Genomic DNA, 19535 nt, shown 5'->3' with positions numbered 1-19535 from the left:
GCGAGGCCCGTACGGTGCGGACGGTGACCGTGCCATCCTCGTTCCCCCTGCCCCCGCGCCCCGTCGACTTCTCGGTCGAACCCGAGCTGCTGACGGCCGGCGGCCGGGCCCTGCAGAGCGTCGGCCAGGCCCTGCCGGACGAACTGCCCACCCTGCACCGGCCCTCGGACGCGGCGAGTACCGCCCTGAGCGGCTGGCGCACCGCCGCGGCCCTCGACCGCTGCACCGGCGCCTGGACCGAACGGCTCAAGGCGCTCGCGGTCGACCTTGACGACAAGGGCGCCCGCCTGGTCACCACCGCGGCCGGCTACCACGACACCAACGCCTCGGTGGCGCAGGGGATGACCGAGCTGCTGGCCGCCGACAGCGCGAGCAGAGCCAGGACCAGCGGCCCTGCCGCCACCCCCTACCGCCCGGCCTTCCGCTGATGATCAGCCTCCAGCAGCTCCACGACGCCGACCCCCAGCCACTCGCCGACGCCGGCACCGCCTGCGACACCCTCGCCCGGAGCCTGGCCCGCCACCTGGCCACCGTCGCGGACATCCACACCGACGCGGCCCGCTGCTGGACCGGCGCCGCGGCCGCCCAGGCGCAAGCCGTTCTCGCCGTGCAGTGCACCCAACTCGACGCGGCTCAAACCGAGTTGCTGACGGCGGGCGCACTGCTGCGGGACGCCGCCGCCGAGTTCCTCAGCGCCCGGACGACCCTCCTTCAGGCCCTGGCCGACGCGAGCGCCGCCGGCTGCACGGTGGCCGCCGACGGCACGGTCACCGCGCCCGCCGCCGACCCCCGCGAGCGCCACGACCGCGAGGTGACCGCCGACCGGTCGGCCGCCGTACGGAGCATCACCACCCGCGTCGCCCAGGCACTGCACGACGCGGACCGCGCCGACCGGCAGGCCGCCGCCCAGCTGGAGCGCCTCGCCGACCACGCCGCCGACGGCAGCGGGCTCGACACCCGGACGGCGCGGGCCGACGCGGCGGACGCCCGGACGCTGCTGGCCGCCGGCCTGCCTCCCGCGAGCGCCGACCCCGTCGCCGTCAGCGCCTGGTGGCGGGCACTGACGCCGGACCTGCGCCAGTTGCTCGTCCAGCACTACCCGGAGCTGGTCGGCAACCGCGACGGCGTGCCCGCGGCCGCCCGCGACCAGGCCAACCGGATCACCCTCAGGAAGTACCTCGCCGCCCACGGCGACCGGCAGTCGAGCGAGGCCGAGCAGGCCGCGCTGGCCGGTTTCCAGGCCGTCCAGGACCGGCTGGACCGCGATGCCGGCCAGTGGCCGCCGGACTTCCTGTACGGCCTGTCGGACGAGGGCCAGGGACGCTGCATCCTCTCCTTCGGCGACCCGGACACCGCGACCGACGTCAGCACCTATGTCCCCGGCGTCGGGACCGACCTCGCCGGCGTCGGCGGCAAGGACGGTGACCGCGCGCTCAACATCTGGCGGGCCGCGCAGCAGGCCGATCCGTCCCGCAGCACGGCCTCCCTGGTCTGGCTCGGCTACGATCCGCCGCCCGGCCTGGACCGGCTCTCCCCGCAGGATCCGGCGCCGGCCGAGGTGCTGAGCACCGACCGCGCGGTGCGCGGTGCCCGCTCCTACCAACGCTTCACGGCCGGGCTGCGCGCCACCCACCAGGGCCCCGCCGCGCACCTGACCGCCGTCGGGCACAGCTACGGTTCGCTGACCGTGGGCCTGGCCGGGCAGGGCCCCGGCGGCACCGGCGCCGATGACGTCGTCCTGATCGGCAGCCCCGGCGTCGACGCCCGCAGGGCCGCCGACCTGGGCGTGCCCGCCGACCACGTCTGGGTCGGCGCCGCCGAGAACGACCCGGTCAGCCACCTGCCCGCCGGCGAACGCGTACGGGCCGACGCCCGGGGCGCGGTGACCGGCGCGGGCCTGGGCGGCCCGTTCGGCGCGGCGGTCGGCGGCTGGCTGGGCGACACCCTGTTCGCGCGGAGCGACGGCGACCGGCTCTGGTTCGGACCGGACCCCGCGAGCGCCGACTTCGGCGCCCGCCGCTTCGACGTCGCCGACGGCCCGCCGGGCTTCGCCTCGCACTCCAACTACCTGGACCGCAGCGGCGGGAACTCGCTGCGCAACATCGGCCGCATCGTGGCCGGCCGCCCCCAGGACGTCCAGACCCAGCCGCCCCGGTGAGCGGCGGTGGGCTTCGACGCACGGCCGCCGGGTCGGCCGCCGACTGGGCGACTCTCCCGAGTGGTGACCGGTGATTGTCCGCTAAGTCCGATTAGTCTCCCCGCGAGCGGGGTGATCGACGCCGACCGGCTCGACCACCGATCGGCTGCTGCGAGACACTCGACGACCTGAGAGGACGCCATGCCAGTGGACCCGGCGCGTGCCGAGAACCGCGAGGACGACCGCCGAACCGTGCTTCGCACCCTGCTGGGCGGCGGCGCCCTCGCCGGGCTGGCGGTCTCGGCGCAGCTCGGGGCCCCGGCCGCGGCCCGCGCCCAGGCCCTGACGGCACCACAGGCACCGCAGACCCCGCACGCACCGCACCCGTCGCAGGCACCCGGCGCCGTCGACCCGTTCGCCGTCGAGAAGTTCCGCGCGAGCGGCACGGTCCGCGAGTACTGGGTGCAGGCCGACTCCTTCGAGCACAACGCGGTGCCCAACGGCTACGACGGCATGACGGGGATGCGCTTCACGGCCGCGCAGACGAGCTTCTGGGCGATCGGCCTGCGCGCCTACACCCCCAACTGGGCCGCCCCGCTGGACCCGGACCTCAGCCCGCAGGGCGTCGGCCCCAACACCGGCATCCCCGGGCCGGTGCTGCGCGCCGAGGTCGGCGACACCATCCGGGTGCACTTCCGCAACAACGACACGCACTACCGCTGGCCGCACAGCCTGCACCCGCACGGGGTCGGCTACGACCGCGACAACGACGGCGGCTGGCTGGCCGACGAGCCGGACCGGCCGGGCACCGCCGTCGCGGTCGGGGAGAGCTACACCTACACCTGGGTCTGCCGCCCCAGCTCGGTGGGCACCTGGCCCTACCACGACCACTCGGTGCCTCAGTCGATTCCGCTGCCCGACGGCAGCGCCTCCACCCACCCCAGGCCCGACGTGATGGAGATCGGCGCGGAGCTGGGCATGTTCGGCATCATCGCCGTCACCGACGAGCAGACTCCGCCGGTGGACCGGGAGTTCGTGCTCTTCTGCCACGACGCCTCGCCCGCCGACGTCCCCTCCCTCGCGCAGAACACCAACATGTTCAACGGCGGCGCGTTCGTCGACAACACCCCGACCTTCACGGCGAAGGCCGGGGAGCGGGTGCGCTGGCGGATCGCCGCACTCGGCAACGAGACCCACGTCTTCCATCTGCACGGGCACCGCTGGCGCAGCAACGAGGGCTTCCAGGGGTGGGTGGACTCGCAGATCATCGCGCCCTCCACCACGCTGACCGTCGAGTACACCGAGGACAACCCGGGCGACTGGATCTACCACTGCCACGTCACCCACCACATGATGGGCGGCATGGTCGGCCGCTACCGGGTCACCTCCTGAGCCGGTAGCGGCCGATAACTCACCCGGACCGGCCGAACACGCCGGCCAGCACGCCCTCAAGCTCATCCTCGTGCGCGCCCGCGAAGCCCTCCGCCGAGCGCCACGCCACGAACCCGTCGGGTCGCACCAGCACCGCGCCGCCCACCGTCGTCCCGTGCAGCTCGGCCCAGTCCGGGCCGGGCTCCGGGACCAGCTCGTGGTCGCCGCCGTCGCCCACCCGGTAGCAGGCCATCGGTACGCCGGTGCGCTCGGCGACCCGCAGGCCGGCCCGGTGCCAGGCCCCGCCCTCGGGGCCGCTCAGCAGCACCGGCACCCGCTCGTACAGGTCGAGCGTCGAGAGCCGGACGCCGTCCCGGTGCACCCACAGGTGCGGGGCCCGGCCGCCGGGTTCGGCCACCGGGCGGAAGTTCTCGGGGACCGCCGGCCCGTCGGGGTCGGCGCCCAGCACCGCACCGCCGGGGTAGCGGTAGCCCAGCACCACCGCGAGCATCCCGGCCTGGCGCCCGACGCCGGGGCTGACGTCGTAGCCGGGGTGGCGGTGCTCGGCCGAGCGGGCGGAGGCGCGCGCGCTGGTGGCCAGCGCGACCGGGCGGCGCTCGGCGTCGTACGACTCCAGCAGGCCCGGGCCGGCCCAGCCGCCGAGCACGGCGGCGAGCTTCCAGGCCAGGTTGTGGGCGTCCTGGATCCCGGTGTTGGAGCCGAACGCGCCGGTGGGGGACATCTCGTGGGCCGAGTCGCCGACCAGGAAGACCCGGCCGTCGCCGTAGCGCTGCGCCACCCGTTCGGCGGCGTGCCAGGGCGCCTTGCCGGTGATCTCCACCTCCAGGTCGGGCACGCCGGTCGCGGTGCGGATCAGCTCCGCGCAGCGCTCGTCGGTGAAGTCCTCCAGCGTCTCGCCGCCGTCTGGGCGCCAGGGCGCGTGGAAGACCCAGTGCTCCTCGTTGTCGACGGGCAGCAGCGCGCCCGGGCTCTGCGGGTTCGTCAGGTAGCAGACGATGAACCGGCGGTCGCCCACCGCGTCGGCCAGACGCTTGGCGCGGAAGGTGATGCTCACGTTGTGGAACAGGTCGCCCTGCCCGGTCAGCCCGATGCCGAGCTTCTCCCGGACCGGGCTGCGCGGGCCGTCGGCGGCGACCAGGTAGCCGGCCCGCACGGTACGGCTCGCGCCGGTGTCGCGGTCGCGGACCACGGCCGTCACGCCGTCGCCGTCCTGCTCGAAGGAGACCAGCTCGGTGCCGAAGCGCAGCTCGCCGCCGAGCGCGCGCGCACCGCGCAGCAGCACCGGCTCCAGGTCGTTCTGGCTGCACAGGCACCAGCCGGACGGGCTGAGCCGGGACAGCGCGCCGCCCGGGTCGATCTGCTTGAAGAGCCATTCCTGGTCCGCGCCGGTGAGCGTGTCGGCCTGCAGGATCCCGTGATTCTCGGCCAGCACGGAGGCGGCCTCGCGGATCAGCGGCTCGACGCCGGCCGTGCGGTACAGCTCCATGGTGCGCACGTTGTTGCCGCGCCCGCGCGGATGGTGCGAGGTCCGCGCGTGCCGCTCGACGAGCAGGTGCTCGATGCCGAGGCGGCCGAGGAACAGCGAGGTGGACAGACCGACCAGCGAGCCACCGACGATCAGGACGGGCACACGGTCGTCGACCTTCGACGTCATCAACTCTCTCCAGACACGTACGCGGGCCCCGTCGCGGGCGGCGACGGTCGTTCCCGGCTGGGCTTGTCTATTCCCAGCCGGGCGGGCGCGCACCGGATCTTCACTCGCACGACTCACGCATCGCGCGACATCCGTTGCGGTGCGTAAGCATCGAACGCATGCGATCGGTCGCGCCCAGATCCCGTGGCGGCCCGCGCGATCCGGGACGAGCCGCCCCGCCGCATCCAGGAGGAACGAGCACCTTGACCACCATGACCGACCAACAGTCCACGCTCCCCGCAGTCGACACGCCCCGGCTGCGGGTGGTGCTGCTGCTGGACGTCCTCGACGGCCACCAGGAGAAGTTCCTGATGGCCTACGAACAGATCCGCCACCAGGTGGCGGGGCTGCCGGGCCACGTCAGCGACCAGCTCTGCCAGTCGCTGGGGAACTCCTCGCAGTGGCTGATCACCAGCGAGTGGGAGGCCGCCGAGCCGTTCCTCTCCTGGGTGGACAGCCCCGCCCACCGCACGCTGGTCGAACCGCTGCACGGCTGCGTCCGCGACACGCAGTCGCTGCGGTTCGTGATCGCCCGCGAGACCCCCGAGCCGTCGGCCGTCCATGCCGCCGCGCAGCACGCCCCCGGCGCGCCCGCGAAGGGCGGCACCACGTACCGGACCGGGCTCGACCCGGTGCCCGCGCCGCCGCTGGCCACTGGCGGCGTGGTCCGGCACGCGCTCACCTTCACGGTGAAGCCGGGCAGCGAGCCCGCCGTCGCCAAGATCCTGGCCGGCTACCGCTCCCCCAAGGCCCGGGTGGACGGCGTCACGCAGCTGCTGCGCACGTCGCTGTTCATGCACGGCAACCGGGTGGTGCGGGCCGTCGAGGTGGCGGGCGACCTGGGCAACGCGCTGCGGCACGTCGCGTCCCAGCCCGAAGTGCGGGCGGTCGAGGAGGCCGTCAACCCGTACCTGGAGGAGGCCCGTGACCTCAGCGACCCGACCTCGGCGCGGACCTTCTTCGCCCGCGCGGCGCTGCCCGCCGTGCACCGGGTGGACGCCGCACCCGGGACCGCGGGCGAACTCACCCGTCTGGCCTACCTGCACACCGTGCGCCCCGGTTGCGGCCCGGCCGCCGCCCAGCTGCTCGCGGACCTGGACCGGGCCGCGGCCGCCGACCCGGCGCAGCCGATGGTCGCCGGCACGGTCTTCCTCAGCGAGGACGTGCTGGTCCGGGTGGTCGACCTCCGCGGGCCGCACCGCGAGACGGCGGCCGGTCCGGGCCTGCGCGGCGCGGCGGCCGAGCTCGGACGGCTGCTCGACCTCGGCCCCGGCGGGGACCTGAGCACCGAGGAGGGCGTCCGGCGCTACCTCGCCGACTGCGCGATGGACCCGGTCACCGACCGCCGGACGCAGGAGTCCTGAACCCCGGGGTCCCCCGGCTCCCCACCCGCACCACGAGAAAGCCAGAGAGAGCGATCATGAGCACTGAGTCATCCCGCATCGTGCACCTCGACCAGACGCAGCCCAACCGTCGCCGCGGCGGCGACCTGCGCGCCCTGCTCACCCCGACGTCGGTGGGAGCCACCAGCGGGTTCATGGGCGTGGCGATCATCCAGCCCGGCGAGCGGATCGGTGAGCACTACCACCCGTACTCCGAGGAGTTCGTCTTCGTCGTCAGCGGTTCGCTGGAGGTGGACCTGGACGGCGAGAGCCATCCGCTGCGGCCTGACCAGGGGCTCATGATCCCGCGTGAGGTCAAGCACCGGTTCCGCAACGTGGGCAGCACCGAGGCGCGGATGGTCTTCCATCTGGGACCGCTGGCCCCGCGCCCCGAGCTCGGCCACGTGGACACCGAGGAGACCGAGGACGCGGCCCAGCTGGGGGCACGGACGTGACCCGCCGGGTGGCGGTCACCGGGCTGGGCGTGGTCGCTCCCGGCGGCATAGGCGTGCGGGCCTTCTGGGACCTGCTCACCGCTGGGCAGACCGCGACCCGCGGCATCACCCTGTTCGACCCCGCGGGCTTCCGCTCCCGGATCGCCGCGGAGTGCGACTTCGACGCGGTGGCCTGCGGACTGGACCCGGTGCGGGCCGAACGCTCCGACCGCTACGTGCAGTTCGCACTGGCGGCGGCCACCGAAGCGGTCCGCGACTCGGGGCTCGACCTCGGGCTGCAGGACCTCTGGCGGGTCGGCGTGTCGCTGGGCTCGGCGGTCGGCGGGACCACCCGGCTGGAGCACGACTACGTGGCGGTCAGCAGCTCGGGCGGCCGCTGGGACGTCGACGCCCGCGGCGCCGGGGCGCATCTGCACCGGGCCTTCTCGCCCAGCGCGCTGGCCTCCGAGGTGGCCGAGGAGATCGGCGCGCACGGCCCGGTACAGACCGTCTCGACCGGCTGCACCTCCGGCCTCGACGCGGTCGGCCACGCCTTCCACGCCATCGAGGAGGGCAAGGCCGACATCATCGTGGCCGGCGCCGCGGACTCGCCGATCTCCCCGATCACGGTGGCCTGCTTCGACGCGATCAAAGCGACCTCCACCCGCAACGACGACCCCGCGCACGCCTCCCGGCCGTTCGACGCCCAGCGGGACGGCTTCGTCCTGGGCGAGGGCGCCGCGGTGCTCGTCCTGGAGGAGCTGGAGCACGCGCGCGCCCGCGGCGCCCGGATCTACTGCGAGATCCGCGGTTTCGCCACCTTCGGCAACGCGTACCACATGACCGGTCTCACCACCGAGGGCCGGGAGATGTCCGAGGCGATCGACCGGGCGCTCGCGCAGGCCCGGCTCGACCCCGGCGCGGTGGACTACGTCAACGCGCACGGTTCAGGCACCAAGCAGAACGACCGGCACGAGACCGCGGCCGTCAAACGCTCCCTGGGCTCCCATGCGTACGACATCCCGATGAGCTCGATCAAGTCCATGGTCGGCCACTCGCTCGGGGCCATCGGGGCGATCGAACTGGTCGCCTGCGCCCTGGCGCTGGCCAACGGCGTGGTGCCGCCGACCGCGAACTACGAGACCCCGGACCCGGACTGCGATCTCGACTACGTGCCGAGGATCGCGCGCGAGGCGAGGCTGCGGACCGTGCTCTCGGTCGGCAGCGGCTTCGGCGGCTTCCAGTCCGCGGTGGTACTGGCGCGAGACAACGGGAGGCCCTCATGAGGGAACCGGAACAGCAGGAACCACAAGCCCGGGCCGGCCGGCGGGCGGTGGTGACCGGCCTGGGTGTGATCGCCCCGAACGGCGTCGGGACCGACGCCTTCTGGAAAGCCGTCCAGCAGGGAACCACCGTGCTCGGACCGGTCACCCGCGAGGGCTGCACCGAACTGCCGCTTCGGGTGGCCGGCCAGGTCAACGACTTCGACCCGGCCGGGCTGATCGAGAGCCGCTTCCTGGTGCAGACCGACCGCTTCACCCATTTCGCCATGGCCGCGGCCGATCTCGCGCTGTCCGACGCCGGGTTGGCGACCGACCCACAGGATCCGTTCGCCATCGGCGTGGTGACCGCCGCGGGCTCCGGCGGTGGCGAGTTCGGTCAGGGTGAGCTCCAGCAACTGTGGGGCCAGGGACCGCACTTCGTCGGCCCGTATCAGTCCATCGCCTGGTTCTACGCGGCCAGCACCGGGCAGATCTCCATCCGCGGCGGCTTCCAGGGGCCGTGCGGGGTGCTGGCCAACGACGAGGCCGGCGGCCTGGACGCCTTCGCCCAGGCCTGCCGGTCGATCCGGCGCGGCACCGACGCGGTCGTGGTCGGCGCCACCGAGGCGCCGCTCGCGCCCTACTCGGTGGTCTGCCAGCTCGGTTACCCCGAGCTCAGCCTCGCCCAGGACCCGCAGCGCGCCTACCTCCCGTTCACCGAGGACGCCTGCGGCTTCTCGCCCGCCGAGGGCGGCGCGATGTTCGTGGTGGAGGAGGAGGCGGCGGCGCTGCGGCGCGGCGCGCGGATCCGGGCGGTGGTCGCCGGGCACGCCGCGACGTTCACCGGCACCGGCGACTGGGGACGGTCCCGGCAGGGACTGGCCCGGGCGATCCAGGCCGCCCTGGCGGAGGCCGGCTGCTCGGCCGCCGACGTCGACGTGGTCTTCGCCGACGCCCTGGGCGTGCCGGCCGCCGACCAGGCCGAGGCGCTGGCGATCGCCGACGCGCTGGGCCCGCACGCGGCGGACGTGCCGGTGACGGCGCCCAAGACCGGCTTCGGCCGGGCGTACTCCGGCGCGTCGTCGCTGGACGCGGCGGCGGCGGTGCTCGCGCTGGAACACGGCGTGGTGCCGCCCACGCCCAACATCACCGAGGTGCGCCACGACCTCGACCTCGTCACCGGCCATCCCCGCCAGCTGCGGCTGCGGACGGCACTCGTGCTGAGCCGCGGCCTGATGGGCTGCAACGCCGCCCTGGTACTGCAGCGCGCCGTCGACGACCGGCCCTGAGCCGGGGCGCCGCATCGCCGGCGCCCCCACCGAAGAAGGAGAGCACCCATGAACGACCCCGTGACTTTCGAGGACCTCGCCACCCTGATGAAGCGCCGGGCCGGCCTGGCGGTCGACCCGTGGGAGATGGAGAGCCGGCCCGACGCGGACTTCGCCGACTACGGCCTCGACTCGCTGGGCCTGCTCGGCATCGTGTCCGAGCTGGAGAACCGCTACGGCACCTCGATCGGCAACAACCCGGAGACCTGCCGGACCCCTCACGAGTTCCTCGACCTCGTCAACACCCAGCTCACCCTTGGAGCCTGACATGACCGGACACACCGACAACCAGATCGTCATCTCCGCCCCCGTGGACCTGACCTGGGAGCTCACCAACGACCTCGAACGCTGGCCGCACCTCTTCAGCGAGTACGCCTCCGTCGAGGTGCTCGAACGCGACGGGGACCGGGTGACCTTCCGGCTCACCATGCACCCGGACGAGAAGGGCAAGATCTGGAGCTGGGTCTCCGAGCGGGAGGCGGACAAGGAGTCGCTCACCGTGGAGGCGCGTCGGGTGGAGACCGGCCCGTTCGAGCACATGAGCATCCGCTGGGAGTACGAGGAGGTTCCGGGCGGCACCTCGATGCGCTGGATCCAGGACTTCGCGATGAAGCCGACCGCGCCGGTCGACGACGCGGGAATGACCGAGCACATCAACCGCAACTCCCGGATCCAGATGGAGCTCATCCGCGACAAGGTCGAGCAGCACGCCAAGGAGACGGGGAGGGCGGCCCCGGCGGCGATGCCGCGCTGAGTCGGACAGTGTGCGGGCCCGACCGGGCCCGCACCTCCGTTTTGCCCCCACCTCCGTTTTGCCCCCACCTCCTCCCCCAGTGAACTCCCGCAGCGAACTCCCGTACCGAAAGGACCACAGAGATGCACCGCGCCCTGATCGTCGCCCGGATGCGACCGGACGCCGCCGAGAACATCGCCGAGACCTTCGCGGCCTCCGACAGCGGGGAGCTGCCGGGCCTGATCGGGGTCACCGGCCGCAGCCTGTTCCAGTTCGGCGACCTCTACCTGCACCTGATCGAGGCCGACCGCCCGCCCGGTCCCTCGGTCGCCAAGCTGCACGGCCACCCGGAGTTCCGCGACGTCAGCGACCGGCTGGCCGCGTACGTCCAGGCCTACGACCCGCAGACCTGGCGCGAGCCGAAGGACGCGATGGCCCGCGAGTTCTACCGCTGGGAGCGCGGCGCCCTCGGCTGACCCCGCGCCGACGCGAGCACCCGGTCACCGCCCTGGTGACCGGGTTCGTCCGTGTCCGGGCCCGGCCGGGACGCGAGCACGCCGCAGCCCGCGTCCCGCCGGGCGGCGGAGGCGCGGCTGCGGGGTGCGGGCGGGGTCAGCCGGCCACGGTCGCCTCGAAGGCGTGCAGGTAGGCGTTGACCGGACGGATCTCGCCGACGGTCAGCCCGGCCTCGGTCATCAGCGCGATCAGACTGTCCTTGCTGTGCTTGGCTCCCCCGACGTTGAGCAGCAGCAGCAGGTCCATGGCGGTGGTGAAGCGCATCGACGGGCTGTCGTCGATCAAGTTCTCCACGACCATCACCCGGGCGCCGGGACGCGCGGACTGGACGATGTTGCGCAGCGTCATCCGGGTGCTGGCGTCGTCCCACTCCAGGATGTTCTTGATGATGTAGAGGTCGGCCCGGACCGGGACGGCGGTGCGGCAGTCCCCCGGGACGAGCTGGACGCGCGGGGCCAGCGGGCCGCCGTCGCGCAGCCGCGGATCGGCGTTCGCGACCACCTTGGGGAGGTCGAGCAGGGTGCCGCGCAGCGCCTCGTCCTTCTCCAGCAGGCTGGCCAGCGCGTGGCCCTGGCCGCCGCCGATGTCCACCACGGTGGACACCCCGGTGAGGTCGACGAAGTCGGCGAGGTCCTGGGCGGACTGCCGGCTGGAGTGCGTCATGGCCTGGTCGAAGACCCGGGCCGAGTCCCCCGCATCGCTGTGCAGGTAGTCGAAGAAGCCCTTGCCGTACAGGTCGGCGAAGACGTCCTTGCCGGAGCGGACCGCCTCGTCGAGCAGCGGCCAGGCCTCCCAGGTCCACGGTTCGGTGCACCAGAGGGAGATGTAGCGCAGGCTGTCGGGCGAGTCCTCGCGCAGCAGGCGGGACATCTCGGTGTGGGTGTAGCGGCCGTCCTCGGTCTCGGCGAAGACGCCGTAGCAGGAGAGAGCGCGCAGCAGGCGGTGCAACGGCTGCGTGGCGAGGCCGAGTTCGGCGGCCAGCTGGTCGGCGGAGGCGGGCGTGTCACCCAGGGCGTCGGCGACGCGCAGGCGGGCCGCCGCGCGCACCGCGGCGGCGCAGGCCGCGCCGAACACGAGTTCGCGCAAGCGCATGGCGGGGAGCTGGGTGGCGGGGGGTGCGGGGGCGGTGGCGGTAGCGGGTGCGGTGGGCATGAAGGCCGTCTTTCTCCTGGGGGGAATTCGGACAGGGACCGGTCAGCAGTGGCCCGCGGGCTCGGAGACCAGGCAGCCGTTCGTCCTGGCGGCGAAGGCGTCGCCCAGACCGGTGTCGCGGTCGGCGAGGTCGGACGGGCCGTTGTCCCTGACCGCGTTGTCGCGGACGGTGACGCCGGTGCTGGCTCCCCCGTTGAAGCTGCGGAACAGCACGACGCCGCCGGACATCGGCGAGGCGCCGACGTTGTCCCTGACCTGGTTGCGCGTCACCAGCGTGTCCTCCACGCCGGTCAGCACGATGCCGATGCCCTGGAGGTAGGGCAGACGGTCGTTGGGCGGGCAGTACGCGTTGTTGGCGGTCACCTGGTTGTCGCGGACGGTCAGCGCGCCGGCCCGGGGCCGGTTCTCGTCGCCGACCACGAACACCCCGCTGCAGTTGCCGCTGATGGTGTTGCGTTCGACCGCGAGGTTGCGGGCCCGGCGGACCACCACGCCGATCCGGTTCGCGGACAGGTCGTTGTCGCCGATCACCGCGCCCTGGGTGTCGATCGCCCCGCCCTCGCCGTAGGCGATGTTCGCCAGGAAGACGCCGGCCTGGCCGTTGCGCCGGGCGGTGTTGTCCACCAGGACGCCGCGGGTGGACTTCTCCTGCGCGATGCCCTCCTCGCCGTTGTCCTGGACCAGCAGGCCGCGAACCGTCATCCGGTCGGTCTCGGAGCCGGAGACCCCGTTCTTCGGGAAGCCCTGGACGGTCAGCGACTCGATCCGCACGTCGGCGACCCGGTGGCCCTCGGTCCCGGTGACACAGATCCCGTGACCGGCGGCGCCGCAGGCGTTGGCGGAGGGCTGCGCGCCGGGCGTCAGCACCGACTGCCTTCCCACCCCGCGCAGCGTCACACCGGGCCGGGTGAGCTGCACGCTCTCGTGGTAGGTGCCCGGGCCGAGCTGGACGATGTCGCCCGGGTCGGCGGCGTCGAGCGCCTGCTGGATCGACTCGCCGGGCAGTACGGCCCGCATGACGACATGCCGGCCGGAAGCCTGCGCCGAGGGTGCGACGCCCAGTGACGTTCCCAGGGCCAGGACGGTGGCGGCGGCCGTGCTCGCCAGGTGAAGAGCCCGTGGTGTGGGCATGAGTGCCAACCTGCTTTCCAGGATCCCGGCGAGGCAGCGTCGTGCTCGGCGGCGGATCTGATCGGGGGTCCGTCGGCGGTGGCGCGCTCGGCGCTCCGACACTCCGTCCGATCGCTGACACGCCCCGCCGAATCGAAGCTATGGGCCGCCACCACAGCCCGCCACTCCTGCTCGGCCGCCCGGGCGCCGGAGGCCGTCGCGGCGGGCCGAGGACGGCGAACGCCCCCGTACCGCCGCGCCGGGCGGTGGTACGGGGGCGTTCGCCGTCGGGTCAGAACGGCTTGGTGGGGAGGTACTTGCCGTCCAGGGTGATCACCGCGCGGTGACCACCGTCCGGGTCCTCGACCTTCTTGACGTCCAGCTTGAAGTTGATCGCGCTGATGATGCCGTCACCGAACTCCTCGTGGACCAGGGCCTTCAGCGTGGTGCCGTAGACCTGGAGCATCTCGTAGAAGCGGTAGATGGTCGGGTCGGTGGGGACCGTGCCGGGGATGCTGCCCCGCACCGGGATCGACTGGAGCAGCAGCGCGGCGTCCTCGTCGAGGCCGAGCAGCTCGGTCACGGCCTTGGCCGCGTCGGCGGGCAGCGGGTGCTGGCCGAGCAGGGCGGCGGTGACGAAGGCGACCGACAGGCCGGTGACGTCGGCCAGCTGCCGCCAGCTGAGGTCCTTGCGCATCTTGGCCTCGACGGCCTCGATGGCGAGCTGCTGACGGGCCTGCGGGTCGGCCTGGGAGTGCATCATGACGGGTCCTTTCGAGGGGCTGAAAAACGGGGTTGGGAGGAGGGGGGGCGCAGGCGGTGGCGGGGATCAGCCGACCAGCTCGGCGAAGTGGCCGCTGACGGCGTCGAGCTCCTCGACGGCGCCGGAGGCGATGTCGTAGACCCAGCCGTGCAGGGTCAGCTGCTCGCGGGCCAGCGCCCGGACCACCGAGGGGTGGGTGCGCAGGTTCGCCAGCTGGCTGCGCACGTTGTCCCGGATCAGGGCCGCGACGGTCTCGGCACCGGCCGGGTGGCCCCCGGCGTCCGGCCGGGCCACGGAGGCCTCGGCGTGGCGCAGCCAGTCGGCGACCGCCGGCAGGTCGGTGAGGTCGCTGCCCGTCGCGAGGGCGGTCATCGCGCCGCAACCGGAGTGGCCGCAGACGATCACGTCGGTGACGCCGAGCACGCTCACCGCGTACTCGATGCTGGCCGCCACGCCGTCCGCGCCCGGGGTGTACGGCGGGACGAGGTTGCCGGCGGTGCGGATGACGAACAGCTCACCCGGCTCGCGCTGGGTGATCAGCTCCGGCACGACCCTGGCGTCCGAGCAGCTGATGAACAGCGCGGGGGGCTGATGGGTGGTGGCGAGGTGCGCGAAGAGCGCCGCCCGGGCCGGGTACACGTCCCGCCTGAAACGCTGGTTTCCTGCTGCGAGCTCCTGCATCGGATCACTCCTCCTGCTGGACCGATTGGGTCGATGGCTCAACCCTGCATGAGCTGGATCTATAGTGTCCAAGTCGTGGAACGGATCGAATCCATCGACCATGCCTATAGTGGTGCCCATGGAACTGCGTCATCTCCGGTATCTGCTGGCCGTCGCCGAACACGGCAACTTCACCCGCGCCGCGCAGGCCCTGCACGTCTCGCAGCCGACGCTGTCGCAGCAGGTCAAGCAGCTGGAACGGTCCCTGCGGGTCCAGCTGCTCGACCGCTCGGGCCGCACCGTCCGGCTGACCGACGCCGGGGAGGCGTTCGCCCGGTACGCGCGCCGTGCGCTGCAGGACCTGGCCGCGGCCGAACGCGCCGTCCTGGACGTCCAGGACCTCTCCCGGGGCACGCTCCGCCTCGCCATGACGCCGACCTTCACCGCCTACCTGGCCGGACCGCTCGTCGCGGAGTTCCACGAGCGGCATCCCGGGATCACCATGGAGATCAGCGAGTTGACGCAGGATCAGATCGAGGCGGCACTCCTGGACGACCGACTGGACCTGGGCATCGCCTTCGACGACTCACGGCGCCCGGCCGTCGCGGCCACACCGCTTTTCGTCGAGGCCCTCGGCCTGGTCGTCGGCGCCGCCCACCCCTGCGCCGGCCACCCCGGACCGCTCCCGGTCGGGGAACTGGACATCGACCGCGGCGCTTACCGACTCGCCCTGCTCACCCGCGACTTCGCCACCCGGCTGCATGTGGACGGCTACCTGGCCGAGCATCGGGTGCGCCCGCACATCGCGGTCGAGGCGGACTCGATCAGCGCGCTCGTCGAGATCGTCAGCCGCGGCACGCTGGCCACCGTGCTGCCGGAGGCCATCGCCCGCGAGCAGCCGCGCTTGTACCCCGTCCCCGTCGAACCCGCACTGCCCGCACGCACGGTCGTGCTGCTGCACCGGGACGCCGCCTACCGCGGCGCCGCCGCCCGCGCGTTCACCGAGCTCGCGACGGGCTGGGCGAAAGCGCGGGGCCTCACCGGGGGCAACCCCCTCGCCTGACCGGCGGCCTGCTCAGGCCGGTGGGGGTGGGGTCGCCGACCCCACCCCCACCGAATGGGCCGTCCTGTCCTACTGTGCGAGCGTCTTGCCGGTCTCCAGCAGGGACTTGAGGTCGCTGAGGATCCAGCTCCAGCCGCCGCCGGCGCCCTCGTCCTCGACCGCCCCACTGACCATCGACGCCAACTTCGGTGCGCCCGCGAGCTCGTGGACGACCGTGAGCCGGGTGGCGCCGCCCGCCGGGGCGATGTCGTAGCTGAGGCGGGTGAAGCCCTCGGCGGTGGTCTCCGGGTCCATCAGCATGCGCCAGGTCAGGACCAGTCGGCGCGGCGGGTCCGCCTCGAGGACCTCGCCGTCGATGATCACCTCGGGGATCTCGTAGCCCTGCTCGGCACCCGACGCCTTCATCGACTCGCTCGGGCGGGTCCGGAAGGTGGCCCCCGGGCGCAGGTCGTAGTCGGTGAGGCCGCCGTAGCCGTACCGGTCCGTCCACTCGGGCTCGGTGATCGCGGCCCACACCTGCTCGGGCGTCGCCTTGATGTAGATCCGGTAGACCTGCGTGGTCTCCGGGCTCTGCTGGCTGGTCATGGTTCCTTCTCCAGGTCTGCCTTGAGCGTGACGAGCGCCGAGACGTGGCGCTCGGTGTACTTGTCGATCCACCGGTCGTGGATCAGCCGGATCGGCACCGGGTTGAGGAAGTGCAGCTTTTCCCGGCCGGACTTGCGCGGAACCACGAGGCCCGCCTCTTCGAGCACCCGCAGGTGCTTCATGACGCCGAAGCGCGTCATGTCCAGCTCGGACTCCAGCTCGGTGAGCGTGCGGCCGTCCCGCGCGAACAGCAGGTCGAGCAGGAAACGACGCGTCGGGTCGGCCAGCGCCTTGAACACCCGGTCGTCGTCTGTCATGACTCCAGGATAGGTGACCAAAAGGTCACATGTCCAGGAAACCGGAGCGCCGGGGGTCTGCGGACCGCTGCTAGCGCCGCCGGAGCATGCCGCGCAGGAAGGCCGCCTGGCCGGCGTGCTGCAGGTCGTCGGCGATGACGCTCACCAGGCGGACGCCCAGCGTCACGGGCGGGGTCCAGCGCTCGTCCACCACCCGGTTGAGCGCGCTGCCGTTGAGCCCGCGCAGGTAGTCGAGGGTCTGCGCGTGGACGGCGTCGTAGTAGCCGGTGAGCAGCTTCGCCGAACCCACTCTGACCGCGGCGACCTCGGCGTCGCCGTGGCCGTAGCCGGTCGCGTCGACGGGCAGCGGCAGCGCGAAGCGGTCGGCCCAGCCCTGCGCGGTCCAGATCTGTTCGGTGCCCGCGACGTCGGAGAGGTGGTCGTCCTGGATCCGGGACAGGTGCCAGACCAGCCAGCCGATCGAGTTGCCCCCGGGGTCCGGACGCGCCGCCAGCTCGTCGGCGCTCAGACCCCGGACCGCTGCGTGAACGGCCTCCTGGACGCGACCGAAGGCGTCGGTCAACAGCTCTGCACAGTTCATCCAGGGGCTCCTCGATCGGCCGGGGACGGTCCGCCGTACAGGCCTTAGCGGACCCGCTGGCGACCGGCCCACCAGGGGCTGACGATGCCGACCAGGGCCACCGCGCAGGCGATCTGCAGCAGGTGCCGGATCCAGTCGATCCCGGACGTGTGGCGGACGCCGATCCAGCCCGAGACCGCGTTGCCGAGCAGCGCCCCCAGGGCGCCCAGCACCACGGTCAGCCAGAGCGGGACGGCCTGGGGGCCGCGGAGCAGCATGCGCGCGAACACGCCGAGCACCAGGCCGATGATGAGGATCCACACGATCTGGAACATGACGCCTCCAGAGCAACTTCGATCGCACCGCTCCCCACGCGGGGGCGGGCAGGGACACCTGCGTGGCCTTTCTCCCCGGAGCGATGTCGCCGGCCTCGACCGCGGCGTTGCGGCCGGGGCCGGCCACGGCGCGGTGGGGACGACGGTGACGGCGCGCGAACACGCGTCCATCACTGACTCAGGCTAGACCGCCGACACGGGAGGCGGCATCCGCTGCGTCGGTCCGGTCGGGCACCGGGCCCGCCCGCAGGCCCGTCCGGCAGGCCTGGTGGTTGGCCTGGCGGTAGGCGACGGCCGGGCCACGAGCGACTCGCATCCCGCCGGGTGGCACGGTCGTTGACGGGGCATGGATGAGTTTGACGAGCTGTGGAACCGGACCCCCAGCGCGCGGGACCTGACGGATTCTGCGGACGCCTCGGCACCCGCGCAGCCACTGCCGACCGCTCCGCCGGACCACTCGGGCACCCCGGAGTGGATCACGGCCGCGGCCGCGGCGGCGGAAGCGGCGGCGCGACGCAGGCGCCGACTCCAGTGGGGGGTGCCCGGCGTCCTGGTCCTGGCGGGGCTGGCGGCGAGCCTGACGACCTGCGATCCGGGCGGGAGCGCCCCCCGGTCCGCCACGCTGCTGCGGGCGGACGCCTCCGCGGGGCCCGCGACGTCGGCCTCGCCCTGGTCGGTGGTGCCGTGGGGCTCGGGCACGTCGGGGAATCCGCTGCTGCCGGTGCTGCCACCGCCTCTGCCGCCCACGGCCGCGCCGCCCGCGCAGGTGCCCGCCGGTGCGGCGGCGTCCGCACCACCGGCGACGGTCGCGCCGGAGGCCTCCGCCTCCGCTCCTGGAAACGACGACGACACCGCCGACCCCGACAGCGCACCGGAGGACTCCGAGGACGACGGCGCGGCCGACCGCCCCGCTGCGTCCAGGCCGGCGCACCCCGCCCCCAGCGCCACCACCCCTCCGCGGCCGCGCCGCACACCGGCGGCCAGTCCGCGGCCACGAGCCAGCTGCCCGCACCGGCAGCGGGCGCGGCGGGCGGCACGGGGCTCTGCGCGACGGCCGAGCAGTACGGACAGTGGTCGGCGGGTTCTGCGCAGGAGCAGCTGTGCCGCGAGGTCTACGGGCACTGATCCGCGCTTAGACCGACCGGCACATATGTTCGCCTTGTATGAATGGCGTTCGAATCCGCGCGCGCCGACCCCGCCTCGATTGCATCTCATCATTTTATCAACAGTAACACTGGCAACTGTGGTCCCAGCATTCCCAGAACAGGGACCACAGTTCATCAGACATGATAAAAACCCTGCGTACTAGTTGTTTTAAAACAGCTATTCACGCCAGCATATGACTTCTGTCGCGCGTCATCCCAAACCCCCGAAAGGAAGACACCCGTGGCAACCCAGCAGTCCGCTCAACCAGCCGCCACCGCCGCCGAGATTGCCGACCCCGCACCGCTCGGCCTGGCCGGCTTCGCCATGACGACCTTTGTGCTCAGCTGCTTCAACGCCAACCTGCTGGACGCGAAGCTGAGCGCCGTCGTGCTGCCGCTCGCCCTCGCATACGGCGGTCTCGCGCAGCTTCTGGCCGGTATGTGGGAGTTCCGCAAGGGAAACACCTTCGGCGCCACCGCATTCAGCTCCTTCGGCGCCTTCTGGCTCGCTTACTACTTCCTGGTCAAGGACGCGCTGCCGGCCCTCGGGACCGATCCCGACGCCCACAAGGCGGTCGGCCTCTTCCTCCTCGCCTGGGCCATCTTCACCGCCTACATGACGGTGGCCGCCCTGCGGGTGAGCGGAGCCGTGTTCGCGGTCTTCGTCATGCTGACCATCACCTTCGTCGTCCTCTCCATCGGCGCGTTCGGGCCGAACGACTCGGCCACCAAGATCGGCGGCTGGCTGGGCCTGATAACCGCCGCGCTGGCCTGGTACACCTCCTTCGCCGGGGTCACCGCCCACACCTTCAAGCGCTCGATCGTCCCCACCTGGCCCGCCCGCTAGCGGATCGACGTCGGGGCCGGCGCCGCCGCGGCGGCGCCGGCCCCGACGTGCACCCACGTCCCACGGCCTCTGTAACAGGAGTTGTTACTCCGGGGCGGCAACCGGCCGTGCGGGGCAACCGT

21 protein-coding genes are annotated in these 19535 nt (G+C 73.0%); 12 read left to right on the top strand and 9 right to left on the bottom strand.

Going from position 1 to position 19535, the window contains the following annotated elements; translation table 11 throughout:
* Positions 1–23 precede the first annotated feature (23 nt).
* From BS80_RS27825 to BS80_RS27815, 3 genes are all read left to right on the top strand, one after another.
* Entirely contained in the window at positions 24–428 is a 405-nt protein-coding gene (locus tag BS80_RS27825; protein ID WP_035803287.1) for a hypothetical protein, read from the top strand.
* Positions 428–2158 (top strand): alpha/beta hydrolase, encoded by a 1731-nt coding sequence (locus BS80_RS38100; RefSeq protein ID WP_051967272.1) that lies wholly within the window; start codon positions 428–430, stop codon positions 2156–2158. Before BS80_RS27825 ends, BS80_RS38100 begins: the two co-directional genes overlap by 1 nt.
* A gap of 186 nt (positions 2159–2344) precedes the next feature.
* Positions 2345–3529: a multicopper oxidase domain-containing protein gene (locus BS80_RS27815; protein WP_035803285.1), complete on the top strand. Its 1185-nt coding sequence runs from the start codon at positions 2345–2347 to the stop codon at positions 3527–3529.
* A gap of 19 nt (positions 3530–3548) precedes the next feature.
* Here BS80_RS27815 and BS80_RS27810 read toward each other — a convergent pair whose 3' ends face one another.
* Positions 3549–5183, bottom strand: a complete 1635-nt coding sequence (locus tag BS80_RS27810; RefSeq protein ID WP_035803284.1) for an FAD-dependent oxidoreductase — start codon at positions 5181–5183, stop codon at positions 3549–3551.
* 251 nt (positions 5184–5434) lie between these two features.
* Between BS80_RS27810 and BS80_RS27805 the strand changes: the two genes are divergently transcribed.
* The 7 genes from BS80_RS27805 to BS80_RS27775 all read left to right on the top strand — a co-directional run bounded on the left by BS80_RS27805 (position 5435) and on the right by BS80_RS27775 (position 10837).
* Positions 5435–6586: a SchA/CurD-like domain-containing protein gene (locus BS80_RS27805; RefSeq protein ID WP_157536639.1), complete on the top strand. Its 1152-nt coding sequence runs from the start codon at positions 5435–5437 to the stop codon at positions 6584–6586.
* 56 nt (positions 6587–6642) lie between these two features.
* Positions 6643–7059: a cupin domain-containing protein gene (locus BS80_RS27800; protein ID WP_035803279.1), complete on the top strand. Its 417-nt coding sequence runs from the start codon at positions 6643–6645 to the stop codon at positions 7057–7059.
* The gene (locus BS80_RS27795) at positions 7056–8324 is read left to right on the top strand and encodes a beta-ketoacyl-[acyl-carrier-protein] synthase family protein (protein WP_035803277.1); all 1269 of its coding nucleotides are present in this window, start codon (positions 7056–7058) and stop codon (positions 8322–8324) included. The genes BS80_RS27800 and BS80_RS27795 overlap by 4 nt, the downstream gene beginning before the upstream one ends.
* Complete coding sequence (locus tag BS80_RS27790) at positions 8321–9589, top strand: beta-ketoacyl synthase N-terminal-like domain-containing protein (RefSeq protein WP_051967271.1); 1269 nt, start codon at positions 8321–8323, stop codon at positions 9587–9589. The genes BS80_RS27795 and BS80_RS27790 overlap by 4 nt, the downstream gene beginning before the upstream one ends.
* Positions 9590–9637: 48 nt before the next feature.
* Positions 9638–9895: an acyl carrier protein gene (locus tag BS80_RS27785; RefSeq protein ID WP_035803270.1), complete on the top strand. Its 258-nt coding sequence runs from the start codon at positions 9638–9640 to the stop codon at positions 9893–9895.
* A 1-nt stretch (position 9896) separates the two neighbouring features.
* The gene (locus BS80_RS27780; RefSeq protein ID WP_035803268.1) at positions 9897–10382 is read left to right on the top strand and encodes an SRPBCC family protein; all 486 of its coding nucleotides are present in this window, start codon (positions 9897–9899) and stop codon (positions 10380–10382) included.
* 122 nt (positions 10383–10504) lie between these two features.
* Positions 10505–10837: a TcmI family type II polyketide cyclase gene (locus tag BS80_RS27775; RefSeq protein ID WP_035803266.1), complete on the top strand. Its 333-nt coding sequence runs from the start codon at positions 10505–10507 to the stop codon at positions 10835–10837.
* Between the two features lie 136 nt (positions 10838–10973).
* Here BS80_RS27775 and BS80_RS27770 read toward each other — a convergent pair whose 3' ends face one another.
* The 4 genes from BS80_RS27770 to BS80_RS27755 form a co-directional block, all read right to left on the bottom strand.
* Positions 10974–12029: a methyltransferase gene (locus tag BS80_RS27770; protein ID WP_051967270.1), complete on the bottom strand. Its 1056-nt coding sequence runs from the start codon at positions 12027–12029 to the stop codon at positions 10974–10976.
* A 42-nt stretch (positions 12030–12071) separates the two neighbouring features.
* The gene (locus tag BS80_RS27765) at positions 12072–13160 is read right to left on the bottom strand and encodes a right-handed parallel beta-helix repeat-containing protein (RefSeq protein ID WP_035803262.1); all 1089 of its coding nucleotides are present in this window, start codon (positions 13158–13160) and stop codon (positions 12072–12074) included.
* 271 nt (positions 13161–13431) lie between these two features.
* On the bottom strand, positions 13432–13902 hold the full coding sequence (cynS, locus tag BS80_RS27760) for a cyanase (RefSeq protein WP_035803259.1): 471 nt from the start codon (positions 13900–13902) through the stop codon (positions 13432–13434).
* Between the two features lie 66 nt (positions 13903–13968).
* Complete coding sequence (locus tag BS80_RS27755) at positions 13969–14583, bottom strand: carbonic anhydrase (RefSeq protein ID WP_035803257.1); 615 nt, start codon at positions 14581–14583, stop codon at positions 13969–13971.
* Between the two features lie 118 nt (positions 14584–14701).
* Between BS80_RS27755 and cynR the strand changes: the two genes are divergently transcribed.
* Entirely contained in the window at positions 14702–15625 is a 924-nt protein-coding gene (gene cynR, locus BS80_RS27750; RefSeq protein ID WP_408607436.1) for a transcriptional regulator CynR, read from the top strand.
* 69 nt (positions 15626–15694) lie between these two features.
* Here the strand turns inward: cynR and BS80_RS43115 are convergent, their stop codons facing one another.
* From BS80_RS43115 to BS80_RS27730, 4 genes are all read right to left on the bottom strand, one after another.
* Positions 15695–16210, bottom strand: coding sequence for an SRPBCC family protein (locus BS80_RS43115; protein WP_035803255.1), 516 nt, complete (start codon positions 16208–16210; stop codon positions 15695–15697).
* On the bottom strand, positions 16207–16527 hold the full coding sequence (locus BS80_RS43110) for an ArsR/SmtB family transcription factor (RefSeq protein ID WP_035803253.1): 321 nt from the start codon (positions 16525–16527) through the stop codon (positions 16207–16209). Before BS80_RS43110 ends, BS80_RS43115 begins: the two co-directional genes overlap by 4 nt.
* A gap of 70 nt (positions 16528–16597) precedes the next feature.
* A complete protein-coding gene (locus tag BS80_RS27735) occupies positions 16598–17107 on the bottom strand; it encodes a mycothiol transferase (RefSeq protein ID WP_035803252.1) in 510 nt (169 codons plus the stop codon).
* A 44-nt stretch (positions 17108–17151) separates the two neighbouring features.
* A complete protein-coding gene (locus BS80_RS27730) occupies positions 17152–17421 on the bottom strand; it encodes a GlsB/YeaQ/YmgE family stress response membrane protein (protein ID WP_035803249.1) in 270 nt (89 codons plus the stop codon).
* A 1386-nt stretch (positions 17422–18807) separates the two neighbouring features.
* Here BS80_RS27730 and BS80_RS27725 point away from each other — a divergent pair.
* The gene (locus BS80_RS27725; RefSeq protein WP_035803247.1) at positions 18808–19413 is read left to right on the top strand and encodes an acetate uptake transporter; all 606 of its coding nucleotides are present in this window, start codon (positions 18808–18810) and stop codon (positions 19411–19413) included.
* The last annotated feature ends 122 nt before the right edge of the window (positions 19414–19535 follow it).

Source organism: Kitasatospora mediocidica KCTC 9733 (genome assembly GCF_000744225.1).
Taxonomy (GTDB): Bacteria; Actinomycetota; Actinomycetes; order Streptomycetales; family Streptomycetaceae; genus Kitasatospora; species Kitasatospora mediocidica.
Note: the sequence above shows the minus strand (reverse complement) of the source record. Positions and strands in the feature narration are given on the sequence as shown.